General features: G+C 47.1%; 11 protein-coding genes. All 11 read left to right on the top strand.

What is annotated here, in order from left to right; genetic code table 11:
• Positions 1 to 49: 49 nt before the first annotated feature.
• Complete coding sequence (locus tag A7D23_RS06195; protein WP_019225949.1) at positions 50 to 1921, top strand: DUF4153 domain-containing protein; 1872 nt, start codon at positions 50 to 52, stop codon at positions 1919 to 1921.
• A 180-nt stretch (positions 1922 to 2101) separates the two neighbouring features.
• Positions 2102 to 2542, top strand: coding sequence for a hypothetical protein (locus A7D23_RS06190; protein ID WP_019225950.1), 441 nt, complete (start codon positions 2102 to 2104; stop codon positions 2540 to 2542).
• Positions 2543 to 2576: 34 nt separating this feature from the next.
• Positions 2577 to 2924 carry a lipopolysaccharide assembly protein LapA domain-containing protein gene (locus tag A7D23_RS06185; RefSeq protein WP_019225951.1) on the top strand — a complete coding sequence of 116 codons (348 nt, stop codon included), beginning with the start codon at positions 2577 to 2579 and terminating at the stop codon, positions 2922 to 2924.
• 9 nt (positions 2925 to 2933) lie between these two features.
• The gene (gene recJ, locus A7D23_RS06180; RefSeq protein WP_019225952.1) at positions 2934 to 4991 is read left to right on the top strand and encodes a single-stranded-DNA-specific exonuclease RecJ; all 2058 of its coding nucleotides are present in this window, start codon (positions 2934 to 2936) and stop codon (positions 4989 to 4991) included.
• An 18-nt stretch (positions 4992 to 5009) separates the two neighbouring features.
• Positions 5010 to 7178: a bifunctional (p)ppGpp synthetase/guanosine-3',5'-bis(diphosphate) 3'-pyrophosphohydrolase gene (locus tag A7D23_RS06175; RefSeq protein WP_019225953.1), complete on the top strand. Its 2169-nt coding sequence runs from the start codon at positions 5010 to 5012 to the stop codon at positions 7176 to 7178.
• A complete protein-coding gene (dtd, locus tag A7D23_RS06170; protein ID WP_019225954.1) occupies positions 7178 to 7627 on the top strand; it encodes a D-aminoacyl-tRNA deacylase in 450 nt (149 codons plus the stop codon). The genes A7D23_RS06175 and dtd overlap by 1 nt, the downstream gene beginning before the upstream one ends.
• 97 nt (positions 7628 to 7724) lie before the next feature.
• A complete protein-coding gene (locus A7D23_RS06165) occupies positions 7725 to 8354 on the top strand; it encodes an MBL fold metallo-hydrolase (RefSeq protein ID WP_019225955.1) in 630 nt (209 codons plus the stop codon).
• Entirely contained in the window at positions 8354 to 9982 is a 1629-nt protein-coding gene (hemZ, locus tag A7D23_RS06160) for a coproporphyrinogen dehydrogenase HemZ (protein ID WP_019225956.1), read from the top strand. Before A7D23_RS06165 ends, hemZ begins: the two co-directional genes overlap by 1 nt.
• A 118-nt stretch (positions 9983 to 10100) precedes the next feature.
• A complete protein-coding gene (gene hisS / locus A7D23_RS06155) occupies positions 10101 to 11372 on the top strand; it encodes a histidine--tRNA ligase (RefSeq protein WP_019225957.1) in 1272 nt (423 codons plus the stop codon).
• A gap of 4 nt (positions 11373 to 11376) precedes the next feature.
• On the top strand, positions 11377 to 13164 hold the full coding sequence (aspS, locus tag A7D23_RS06150; RefSeq protein ID WP_025205798.1) for an aspartate--tRNA ligase: 1788 nt from the start codon (positions 11377 to 11379) through the stop codon (positions 13162 to 13164).
• Positions 13165 to 13415: 251 nt separating this feature from the next.
• The gene (locus tag A7D23_RS06145) at positions 13416 to 13691 is read left to right on the top strand and encodes a metal-sensitive transcriptional regulator (RefSeq protein ID WP_019225960.1); all 276 of its coding nucleotides are present in this window, start codon (positions 13416 to 13418) and stop codon (positions 13689 to 13691) included.
• Positions 13692 to 13721: the final 30 nt, after the last annotated feature.

Below are 13721 nucleotides of genomic sequence, written 5' to 3'. Positions count from 1 at the left end.
AAATTGATTTGTTACTTTGAATGGAATTTTTCAGCAAGGAGGTATACGGATGAATGCTTTTACCCGGTCAATTGTCCAGGTTTTGCGTGGGTCAGCGAAGGCCTTTCAAACTTTTCCAGCTGCAATTGCCTGTGCTTTCGGTTTTGCCGTCGTAACGTTGATCAGGATTCAGCTTGACTGGCCGCAACAAGAACCTTATAACTTTCTGTTTAACTGTCTGCATTGGGCCTTTGCAATGGGTGCGGTATTCAGTCTGACCGTAATTACGGCTGCCCAAAGCCGGATCAACCAGAAAAAAGCGTTTTTGGCTGCCAACCTGCTCGGTGTCATGGCCGCAGCTGTAACCTTCCTGGCGCTTTACCAGTTTGGAGGAACGACCCCGGAGGGATCCCGCTATGCTATAGTTACAACTCTGGCTGCTACCCGTGTGAGTATGGCAATGCTGGTCAGTTTTCTGGTTTTTATCATCCTGGCCGGATATCCCAAAGACCAGTCTGATTTCTCCAGGTCCTTATTCATGACGCAAAAAGCCTTCTTTATCGCTATCATTTACGGAGCAGTGATTATGGGCGGGGCTTCCGGGGTTGCAGGTGCTGTCCAGGCCTTGCTGTATCACGGCATGAGCAGCAAGGTTTATATGGTTATCGGGACCCTGACCGGCTTTTTGGTTTTTACGATTTTTGTGGGCTATTTTCCGGATTTTCGCAAAGGAAAAGTCGACGAACATCGTGAAGTGGCCCAGAAACAGCCGCGGTTTGTTGAAATTCTGTTTGGCAGCATCATGATTCCGATTATCCTGGCGTTGACCGCAGTTCTGCTTCTATGGGCGGGCAAAACGACGATGAGCGGCATAGGTGCATCGTCTTTCGTCCAGCTTTCAGGCATTGCCTCAGCTTATACTATCGGCGGGATTTGGCTCCATATGATGGTCACCAATTACGAATCCGCACTGGCAAAATTCTATCGCCGAATTTATCCGATTGCCGCCCTGGTGATTCTTGCCTTCGAAGCCTGGGCAGTCGTGATCCAGCTGGGTAAGTCAGGACTTAAAACGATTGAATATTCCTTCATACTGATCTGGATTGTGGCCTTAGCAGCGGCTGTCCTGCTGATGATACGAAAGGCCAGATCACATGCTGTAATTGCTGTCCTGACTTGTGTGCTTGCGGTATTCTCCGTATTACCAGTCGTTGGCTATCAGGCACTGCCGGTCACTGCGCAGGTAAACCGACTGGAAAAGATCTTGGTCAGCCAGGGAATACTGCAGGATAACCAGCTGACTCCTTCAGCTGTCCAACCGGAACGCGCAGTACGTGAATCGATTACCGATGGAGTTGACTATTTGGCCAGTGCCAGTGAGGCAAAGCTGCCGTCCTGGTTTGATCGACGTCTTGCCCAGAGCGATGTCTTCAAAGACAAACTAGGTTTTGATAAAACCTGGCCGGAACCTGAGGATATGCCGGGAAAAGACAATTATATCGCAACATCCCTGATGTTACCGGCCGAACCCGTAGATATCAGCGGTTACCGCTGGGCTATTAATATGCAGATGGAATCTGTAAAGCAGATGGGAACTGTAAATGGGAAGGAATATATCACAATTGACGGCGACAAAGGCACCTATAGCATCTATTGGACGTACCCTGCCAATAACAATATCCCGTCTTTGAAAATTATGAAGGATGACCGTGTGATTCTCGAACAGGATATGAACGGTTATCTCGACCAGATTGCTGCAAAGTTCCCGCCGGGTAAGGCGGAAACCTATCAGGCAGCTTTGGATGATATGTGCCTGAAGCTGGAGACACCGGAAGTGAGCGTACTGCTGGTCTTCAGCAACATTGATATTAGCATGGACCCCCGTGAAGATCGGATCAATTATTGGCTTAACCTTGATGAGTTGTACCTGAAAGAGAAGTAAGACATCTAAAATCTAAAGTTTTAAATTGATCTCTAATTGAATGTAGTTCTTGCTCGAATAGTAGCAGGGACTATTTTTTCATCAAGAGTTTATAAGATTTGACCGCAAAGTATAATTATTCCAGCGCGAACGGGGCAATACTATACAAGATTAGACATTGACAAAAAGCAGGGTGACGGATTGTTGTTTTGGAATCTGCTGGGTTTGGAATCAATCCTGATTTGTGCGGCGGGTATAACGCTTCTTGGTAACTACTCCGGTCTCGTGATTGCGGGCCTAATTGTATCTGCAGTCAATTTTGTGGTGAATGAACCAGGAAGTATTCTGTTCTGGGAAATCATCATTCTTGCCTATATATGTTTTGGATTAATTACGGCGTATCTGTTGAATAGGAAAACACACAATTTTCGTGTCCTCAAGGTAGCTGGCGGAAGTGTTACTTCGCTGTTCCTGTTTGGAATGCTACTGCCGTTTATACCGGCGATCCTGATTTGGACTGCTATTATAGGCATCCCGCTCGTTTTCAACTATCGGAGTATTTCCAGAGCGATTGTGCTTCAAGCAATTTTTAAGTTTATTTTTTGCACAGGTTGGCTTATTATAGGAAATATACTATATTAATGATACGAATTAATGATACAAAGGAGGGAAAAGTATGGTCATTTTGTTAGTTTCAATCATTATTGCGCTCATTGTGGTGATTTTTGCGGTTCAAAATGCAGCAGTTGTTCCAATCCATTTCTTATTCTGGACAGCAGATTTGCCGCTGGTTCTCGTTATTTTCTGTTCGGTCTTTGCCGGTGCCTTACTGATGTTCTGCCTTGCACTCCGCCGGGAATTGAAGTGCAGGAAAGAAACCAAAGTCAATAAACGATTTACCAGCAAAAGGGCTCCAGCTTCGGATGCTGATCCGATTGATATACCGCAGAAGGATAGTCAGAACAAAGACAGTCAAACTGTTGCCAAAGAAAATACTGCCGGCGCTTCTGAATATCAGAAATAGGAATGATTTATGGAAAACAACTTGTGGATTTTATCACAAAAAACGTATTCTGGTGAAGCATTTTTAGAAAAAGCGGGACTCTCCCGCAGTACCCTGAGTATTCTTCATAACCGGGGTTATTCTTCGAGAGACAGTGTTTTGGAATTTTTGAAGCCGTCGCTGCTGGACCTGCATTCTCCGTTCTTGTTTAAAGATATGGAGGTCATCCTGCAAAGGCTTGCCAAGGCCAGGACAGATCAGGAAAAGATTTTGATCTACGGGGATTACGATGCCGATGGTGTAACCGGAACAGCCTTACTGTATAAGGGCCTGATCAGTCTTGGGTATCAGGTCGTTGTCTATATCCCGAGCCGGGAAGAAGGCTACGGCCTGCATTTGGAAGCGATCGAAAAAGCAAGCCAGAACAATATCTCGCTGATTATCACTGTTGACTGCGGAATCTCGGCTGTCCAGGAAATAACCTTTGCTAAAACCTGCGGCATCGACATCATAGTCACGGACCACCATGAACCGCCGGACGAACTGCCTTGCGCAGTTGGAATATTAAATCCCAAAATAGCAGATTCAGGTTATCCGTTTCCGCATTTGGCCGGTGTCGGGGTAGCCTTTAAACTCCTGCAGGCCTTATACGCACATTTAGGTTATTCTGAGGCGACATTTGGCTCGGAGAACGATTATCTTGATTTGGTCGCACTCGGAACGATTGCGGATATTGTCCCACTCGTCGGGGAAAACAGAATCCTTGTCAAAAACGGGCTGACCGTGATGGAAAATACCAGGCACTCCGGGATCAGGGCGATGCTGGAGGAATGCGGCCTTCTCGGCAAGAAGCTTAAGGCAGGTCAGATCTCGTTTATTGTTGCCCCGAGAATCAATGCCGCCGGGAGGATGGATACGGCGAGGCTGGCACTGAACCTACTGCTTGAAGAGAGCTATGATGATGCGCTGGAGATGGCCAGGGAACTTAGCAAGGAAAACAATCAGAGACAGCTTACCGAAAAGGAGCTCCTTTGTGATGCCGAACGCATACTGGCTGAAGGCCCGATACCCGATGTCATTGTCTTGTCCTCGCCAAACTGGCATCACGGGGTGATCGGCATTGTCGCTTCGCGGCTCGTGGAGCGCTACAAGCGGCCGGTCTTCCTTATTGCCGAGGAAGGAGATACTGGGAAAGGCTCAGCCAGGGGAATCGCGGACTATCATGTTCTGGACGAATTAAAAAAACAGGCGGATACTTTAAGTAAATTTGGCGGTCATAAGCAGGCAGCCGGATTTACGGTTCCTGTTGACCAGATCCCGCAGCTCAGGGAAGGACTTAACAATAGTTTTCTTGAACTTGGGATCATCTTTAAGGAACGTTTTCAGATCGATTCTATTATATCGTGGGATGAATTGAATGTTCAGTTATTGGAAGAGCTGGAACAAATGGCTCCGTTTGGGGCAGGAAATCCAGCACCTGTCTTAAGAACGGACGGCCTTGCCGTCCAAAGCGTTTCTGTTGTCGGTAAAGGCCGGGAACATTTGAAAATGACGCTCGCAGCAGCAAAGCTTAAACGGGAAGCTATGGCGTTTAAAAAGGGACAAGAATTTGATCTGGTCAAAAACATCGATATGATCGATATTATTTATAATCTTGAGCTGAACAGCTACGGTAATGTCGAAACCATCCAGGCCGTTGTCAAGGATTTCCGTCCTTCCGGTGTCGAAGCCGAGCAGGAAATCGCCTGTACGGCTGAGGGATATTCCGAATCGGAGCCAGCCATTAGTGGGAGCCTTCCGGATTTCGAGACTGCCGCTTTCAAAGAAAAGATTTCGGCACCGCGTCTTTCCAGAAAGATGCTAGCGGATTTCTATCGAAACCTTAAGCACATAACGGATGAACGCGGTTTTATTTGGTGGGGACCGTCTGCGGAAAAACCTGGAATGCAGCTGAACATCATGAAAATATTCGAGGAACTTGGCATCATCAGCTGGTATGGCGGAACAGGCCCGTATTTATTTAAATTAAACAATATCGAGAAAACCTACTTGCAGACTTCTTTGCGTTTCAGAGTCTGGAGCGAATAGGAACCCAGAGGTGGCTTAATGAATTTTCAACAACTGAAGGAAACATTGATTTCCAATAATGCGCAATACAACCTGGAAAAAATTGAAGAGGCCTATGAATATGCGGAACTTGCCCATCGCGGCCAACTCCGCAATTCCGGCGAAAAGTATATCTATCATCCGCTGGAAGTCGCCTCGATTCTTGCCGAATTGGAGATGGACGATTCGACGATCATTGCTGCGCTGCTGCATGATGTCGCTGAAGATACGAACAGGACGCTTGAAGATATCCGTAAGAATTTTGGCGATGAAGTTGCGGGACTCGTCGATGGGGTAACCAAACTCGGCAAAATTTCGTACAAGAGCAAGGTTGAAGTTCAGGTTGAGAACTTAAGGAAAATGTTTCTGGCAATGGCCAAGGATATTCGGGTTATTTTAATCAAGCTGGCCGACCGCCTGCACAATATGCGGACCCTGAAATATCAGTCTGAATCTAAACAAAAGGAAATTGCGCAGGAGACGATCGAGATCTATGCGCCCTTAGCCAATAGGCTCGGGATATTCAGGATCAAGTGGGAGCTGGAAGATCTCGCTTTTCGCTATTTGCATTCGCAGGAATACTACGATTTAGTTGAAGGTATTTCTTTAAAGAGAAAAGAAAGACAGGAACAGATCGATGAGGTGATCGAACAGCTTAAAATCAGGCTCGATGAAGTCGGAATTGAAGCCGATATTGCCGGCCGTCCGAAGCATTTCTTTAGTATCTATAAAAAGATGCTCGATCAGAACAAAGATCTGAGTGAAATATTCGATTTGACGGCAGTCCGGGTCATTGTCAAAACTGTGAATGACTGCTACGGAGCACTGGGGGTTATTCATACCCTATGGAAGCCTATTCCCGGAAGGTTTAAAGATTATATTGCGATGCCGAAACCGAATATGTACCAGTCCCTGCATACGACATTAATCGGAAACCACGGGGACCCGTTTGAAATCCAGATCCGGACCTGGGAAATGCACCGGACGGCTGAATACGGGATTGCTGCCCACTGGAAATACAAAGAAGGCAAAAAAATTGAGAGTAATTTCGAACAGAAACTATCCTGGATTCGCCAGCTCCTGGAGGTACAGCATGACTCCAAGGACGATGCCGGCGAATTTATGGAATCGCTGAAAATAGACTTGTTTGCGGATACTGTGTTTGTATTTACACCCAAAGGCGATGTCGTTGAATTGCCGGCCGATTCCTGTCCGATCGATTTTGCGTATCGGGTTCATACGGATGTCGGTCATAGCTGTATCGGTGCTAAAATCAACGGAAGAATTGTTCCACTTGACACCAAATTGAAAAACGGGGATATTGTTGAAATTCTGACAACCAAGACGCCCACCGGCCCAAGCAGGGACTGGGTCTGCCTCGTAAAGACCTCTCAGGCCAAAAATAGAATCCGCCAGTGGTTTAAGAAAGAAAAAAGAGAAGAGAATATTATCAGAGGACGTGAAGGCCTCGAGCGTGAAGCCAGGAAGCTTGGTCTTGAACCGTCAACAGCCTTAAAATCAGAAAACATGATCAAATTAGCCAAGAGCTTCAGTTTTAACAACATTGATGATCTATATGCGGCAATGGGTGATGGTGCGATTACTTTTAAAAAGGCCCTGGGCCGTTTGAAGGAAGAAATCCTGAAAGAAGAGCTGAAAACACCGCTTCTTCCGATTCAGGCAGAACACAAGCACCAGGTGAAGCATTCTCAGGGAGTATCGGTCAAGGGGGTAAACAATATCCTGATCCGGTTTTCCCGGTGCTGCAATCCGCTTCCCGGAGATTCAATCATCGGCTATATAACGAGAGGGCGCGGCGTATCAATCCACAGGGCGGACTGCTCGGAGCTCGTTGGCCTTACGGCAGAAGAGCAGGAGCGGATCGTTGAGGTTGAGTGGGAAGCCGCTGTCGAGTCAATCTATCCTGTAGACATCGAGATTATCGGTCTGGATCGCGTGGGTTTGGTCAGCGATATCATGAACGTAATTACCGAAACACGGACCCATATGCTCGGAATGAGTGCCCGGGTAGGCAAAGACCGCGTCTCCCATATCCGTCTGAGAATCGAAGTGAAAAACCTTGACCATTTAAACTTTGTTCTTAACAAGTTCCGTAAAGTCAAAGATGTTACCGTAGTCGAGAGAATTCAGGGTGGAGGAAACACTTGATGCGGGGTGTTGTACAAAGGGTCAAAAGCGCAGCCGTACGGGTTGAGAATCAGACTGTAGGCCAGATTGGGGTAGGACTCATGGTTCTGATCGGGATCGGACAGGAAGACAACAGGGACGATGTCAAGTGGCTTGCTGATAAAATCTTAAATTTAAGAGTATTTGAAGATGATCAGGCTAAAATGAATCTGTCGGTGGCCGATGTCGGCGGAGAACTACTGCTCGTGTCCCAGTTTACTTTGTTCGGTGACTGCCGGAAGGGTAGGAGGCCAAGCTTTTCTGAGGCAGCTCCCCCGGAAACGGCCAGAGCAATGTTTGAAAGCCTGACAGAGTACCTGCAAAAAACCGGGATTAAGGTTGAAACGGGCCTTTTTCAGGCCGACATGGACGTCGAACTGGTTAACCACGGACCGGTTACGCTGTTGCTGGACAGTAAGAAACAGTTTTAACTAGTAGATTGATTCGTAAATACGGTTATCAACTTAGCTTTGGCTCGGGTTAGCAGTATATTGATGAAAGTATATTATTTAGAGGTGGCGATATCGCTTGATTGAAAGAATAGTTATGCCTGTCTTGGGTGTGAACTGCTACGTGCTGGCTTGTGACAAGACTAAAAAGGCTGCAATCATCGATCCCGGATCGGGTAGTGCGATGATCAAGGATTTGCTGAGGAGGCATAACCTCGAGGTTGAACGGATCATCTTGACGCACGGACATTATGACCATATCGGGGCAGCTGAAGAATTGAGAAAAACCCTGCATGCTGAAGTCGCCGTCCACAGGGAGGATGCAGGGATGCTGACGGATCCTCAGAAAAACCTTTCCAGAATGTTCAGTAAGGACTATGTGATGTCCCCAGCTGAAATACTGCTGGAAGACGGTCAGGAATTCTTTATTGGTGAAGTTCAAATGAAAGTAATCCATACACCGGGACATACACCGGGCGGCATCTGCCTGCTGACGGACGGTGTACTGTTCAGCGGGGACACGCTCTTTGACTGTTCCATCGGCAGAGCGGATTTTCCAGGGGGGGATTTTCATAAACTACTCAGCAGCATCCATGATAAACTGATGGTTTTGGATGACCAAATCCTGGTCTATCCCGGACATGAATCCTTTACATCCATTGGCCGGGAAAGGGCCAGAAATCCATATATCAGTGGAGACCTGGCCTGATGGAGGAAAGCATTCTTCTTTGCAGTTCCACAATCGATCCGAAAATGCTGACCAGCTGCTCACAAATCATAGCAGCTTTTTTTCCGGGAAAAAAGTTTAGAACAGGCAGAAATCTCATGGCAGGAGAGTTATCTTCCGACGTACTATCGGATGACATGCCATCAGCCGCCATTCGATCCGATGCTGGAATAATGCGGTCTGCCGCTGATAATGAACGGTCTGATGCTGAAGGTTTTTGCTTGAACATAGAGTCCGTGAATACTGCCTCGGAAAAGGTTTATGAAATCTGCCTAACCGACAGAACTACCGGAAAAAAATATGCGAAGGCAGTGCAGACGGGATCAGCGGATGATTTCTACAGACTGAAGCTTCCCGGCAAAGAACCGCTGTCCCAGATCATTTTAAAGAGAGGATTATGTACATTTTTATCCGAATATACCGGAAAAAAGCTTCCATGGGGAAGTCTGACCGGGATACGGCCTGGTAAAATCATCGGCAAAATGACCGATCTCGGATATGACGAAGGACAAAAGAATAAAATCCTGCGAGAACTTTACCTCGTTGACCAGGAAAAGGTGAGCCTGCTTCACCAGATCGAACAGGTTCAGCAGCCTTTCCGTCAAACGATGAAAGAAGCCGAGCATTTTGCCGGCGTTTATCTTGCGATACCCTTTTGTCCGTCCCGCTGTTTCTACTGCTCGTTTCCGTCCAACTCCCTGGCTGGGAAGCAAAGCGAACAGCTTTGCCGGTATCTGAAAGCTCTGAAGAAGGAAGTCAAACTAACCGGGGAAATGATGCGGGGACTGGGTATGAAGGCCGATAGCCTTTATATCGGCGGTGGTACACCGACGGTGCTAAGCGCTGCCGACCTGCAGATGCTGCTGGAAACCATCCGTGACGAGATTCCACAGGCTGAGCGGTGTGAATATTCTGTTGAGGCCGGTAGACCAGATACGATTGACTATACCAAACTGACAGTCATGAAGAATTTTGGGGTGAGCCGGATAAGCGTTAACCCTCAGACCATGCAGGAGGCAACCCTGCCCGTGATTGGACGCAGGCATACGGCCGCCGATATCCGGGAATGTTTTCTTCTAGCCAGAGATGTTTCCGACTGGGTGATCAATATGGATTTGATCCTTGGACTGCCGGGTGAAGGATCTGAGGAAGTCCTGGACAGTGTGGAAAAAGTACTGGCTTTGCAACCGGATAACATTACCGTCCATGCCCTGGCGCTGAAACGAGGCTCTGCGGCCTGGGAGAACCATTCGGCTTCAAACCGTGAAGATGCTATAGACTGGCAGGATATTCAGCGCGAAGTCCATCGCAGGATTCAACAGCGCGGATATATTCCGTATTATCTGTACCGACAAAAGTATATTGCCGGTAACCTTGAGAATATCGGCTATGCCCTGCAGGGCAAAGAATGCCGCTATAATATTGCGGTGATCGAAGAACAGCAAAATATCATTGGTCTTGGCGCAGGCAGTGTCAGCAAAATACGGAAGAGGGGTTCCGGCCATGAGAATATCTATCATCCGCTGGACCTGCAGTGTTATGAGGACCAACTGATGCAGGTCCACCAAAAAATAAAGCAATCATTAACAGATTTTTTGCCTGTTTTATGAAAAAATACAGAATCCTGATGAGACTGAAGGATAATTGTGTTATAATAGATAAGCTTATTTTTTAGATTGGACACGCCGGATGATCTGGTGATCTACCGTTGTGCAGGAGGAAATGATCATGTCGATTCAACGGCCGAAAGGTACACAGGATATCATTCCGGGTACCATAGAAAAGTGGCAGTTTCTCGAAGAACAAATCCGGAAGATTTGTTCCGAGTATGGATATAAAGAAATCAGAACACCGGTCTTTGAGGCGACCGAACTTTTTCAGCGCGGCGTCGGAGAGACAACGGATATTGTCAATAAAGAAATGTATACCTTTATGGACAAAGGGCAGAGATCCATCACACTGCGTCCTGAAGGGACGGCTTCCGTCTGCAGGGCGTATACCGAGAACAAGCTTTATGCGCTGCAGCAGCCGGTCAAAATGTATTACCTCGGCCCGATGTTCCGCTATGAGAAGTCCCAGGCCGGACGCTTCCGGCAGTTCCACCAGTTCGGAGCAGAGGTGCTCGGTGGAGAGGATCCACTTGTCGATGCTGAAATCATCTGTCTGATCTGGGATTTTTTTGGCAGGATCGGCCTTAAGGGACTCGTGGTTGAGATCAATTCCGTGGGCTGTCCAACGTGCCGGGCTGAGCACAGGATTAGGCTGCAAGAGTTCCTGCAGGAACGCAAGGATGATCTTTGTCCGGATTGCCAGAACCGCTTTACCAAAAATCCGATGCGGATTTTAGACTGTAAGAACAGTTCCTGTCAAAAGCTGACGGAAAATGCTCCGACGACCCTGGATACGCTCTGCGTAGACTGTGCGGAACATTTCGCGAAGACTCAGGAATATTTAAATATCGCTGGGATTGCCTACCGGATTAATCCCAGAATGGTTCGCGGGCTGGATTATTATCAAAAAACAGCCTTTGAAGTCACAGCTGAAGGTATCGGCGCCCAGAACGCGATTTGTGGTGGCGGGCGTTATGACGGTCTTGTCCAGGAAATTGGCGGTCCGGCCACACCGGGAATTGGTTTTGCCATGGGACTGGAACGTATTCTGAGTGTCATGGAAAAGCAGAGTGTTGAAATGTTGCCTGAGGTTGAAGCGCCGGTCGTGATTGCAGCGCTGGGTGAGGCGGCCAGACAGGAAGGGTTCAGACTTTTAGGTGATCTGCGGCAGGCCGGGATGCCGGCAGTCATGGACCTTCTTGGAAAAGGGCTTAAAGGTCAGCTTAAATATGCAGACAGGGAACAAGCCCGCTATGTACTAATATTGGGTGACGATGAGCTTGCCCGGAAAATGGTGATCGTCCGCGATATGCGGTTGGGAGAACAGCAGGAAATCCCGCTGGATCAAATCAAAGCTTTTTTGTTGAATCATACGAAATGTGAAATGTAGGAGGATGTCCATGTTAGCAGAAAGAATCGGAGCGGGTACGCTGAACAGGAAAAATGCAGGCGAAAAAGTAAAGTTGTTGGGTTGGGTTCAGACCAGAAGAGACCATGGAGGCGTCATTTTCGTTGATTTGCGCGACAGGTCCGGTATCGTCCAGATTGTCTTCAATCCGGATATGCCTGCAAACGCTTTTAATCAGGCTGAAAAACTCCGCTCGGAGTATGTGATAAAGGCCGAAGGTCTCGTTCGGGTGAGACCTGAAGGTTCAGAAAATCCGAATATGGTTACCGGAGAAATTGAAGTTGTGATTGAAAACCTGGAAATACTCAATAAAGCGAAAACTCCGCCTTTCTATATCCAGGACAATGTGGATGTCGATGAAAGTGTCAGGCTGAAACACCGCTATCTTGATCTCCGCCGGACCGAAATGCAGAACATCTTTAAGATCAGACACCAGGTCACGAAAATCATGCGTGATTTTCTGGACAGTGAGGGGTTCCTGGAAATTGAAACGCCAATTCTGGCTAAGTCAACACCGGAAGGGGCCAGAGACTATCTCGTGCCCAGCCGCGTGAATCAGGGAACATTTTATGGGCTGCCCCAATCACCGCAGATCTTTAAACAGTTGTTGATGGTCGCTGGCATGGAAAAATATTTTCAGATCGCCCGCTGTTTCCGCGATGAAGACTTGCGTGCGGATCGCCAGCCGGAATTTACCCAGCTCGATTTGGAGATGTCCTTTATTGAGATTGAAGACCTTTTGCCGATGATGGAGAACCTGATTGCTAAGATATTCAGGGAAGTCAAAGGTATTGAGATTCCGCTTCCCATTCCGCGGCTGACCTATCAGGAGGCGATGGAACGCTATGGTTCGGACAAGCCGGATACCCGCTTTACCATGGAACTGATTGATGTGGCTCCGGTTGTCAAAGATTCCGGATTTAAAGTATTTGCCGACGTTGTCGCAAAGGGCGGCAGAGTTAAAGGAATCTGCGCCAAAGGCTGTGCCGGTATGCCGAGGCGGGAAATTGACGCGCTAACCAAATTTGTCAGCATTTACGGTGCAAAAGGGCTTGCCTACATCGTGATGGATCCTGAAGGAATGAAATCACCGATTCTGAAGTTCTTCACCGAACAGGAGATTAACGCACTGTTGGCTGCGATGGAAGCAGAAACCGGAGACATCCTATTTTTCGTTGCCGATAAGGAAGCCGTCGTTCATAATGCGCTTGGAAACTTAAGACTAGAGCTGGCTAAACGAATGGAGCTTATTCGGGAAGATATGATTAACTGTCTTTGGGTTACGGAATTCCCGCTCTTTGAATATGATGAAGAAGAAAAACGCTATGTGGCGATTCACCATATGTTTACCAGTCCGATGAATGAAGATATTGCCCTCCTGGATTCCGATCCGCTGAAGGTAAGAGCAAAGGCTTATGACATGGTCCTGAACGGAATGGAACTCGGCGGAGGAAGCATCCGGATTCACCAAAGGGATGTTCAGGAAAAAATCTTTGACCTGATTGGTTTGAGCAGTGAAGAGGCCAAAGAAAAATTTGGCTATCTGCTTGAAGCGTTCGAATATGGCACACCACCCCATGGGGGAATTGCGTTTGGGCTGGATAGACTTACGATGATTCTTTCCGGACGGGACAATATCCGCGATGTCATCGCATTTCCGAAGACCCAGAGTGCTTCATGTCTGCTGACCCAGGCGCCTTCACCGGTCGTGGACAGCCAACTCAAAGAGCTTCATATTAAACTGGACCTGAAAGCAAAACAGCCTTCTAATTAATCATTTATCATAATTAACTATTAATTTAATTCATCTTATCTTATTAAAAGAACTTTCGATAAGGGCTTTGCCGGTTTATTATTCATAAAAAACAGGCATAATATATTTCATATCCGGCAAAGCCTATGTAATATCTTTGAATATCCTGAAATGTCCAGAAATATCCTGCAAAGCCTCTTGACAGAATAACCAGACTGACCATATAATAATCTTAGAACATACCCCTATGGGGTATAGAGGCGAGGGGTAAGATGGAACCAAAGAAAAAAAGTGGGCCGGGAAACGATATCATGATCAGATTGAAACGGATTGAGGGACAGGTCAAAGGGTTGCAGCGTATGCTTGATGAAGAAAAATGCTGTTCTGATATTCTGGTTCAGGTTGCGGCAGTCAAAGCAGCAATTAATAAAGTTGGCATTATGATTTTTGAAGAGCACTCCAGAACCTGCTTGAAAGGTGCGCTTGAAGCGGAAAATGATAAAGCCCTGGATGATCTGATTGATATGATGAACCGGTTTGTCCATTAATCATACGGACAAACAAACGAATTTTTCTAT

This window comes from Dehalobacter sp. TeCB1, from assembly GCF_001707455.1.
Taxonomy (GTDB): Bacteria; Bacillota; Desulfitobacteriia; order Desulfitobacteriales; family Syntrophobotulaceae; genus Dehalobacter; species Dehalobacter restrictus.
This window is presented reverse-complemented; position numbering and strand designations above follow the sequence as displayed.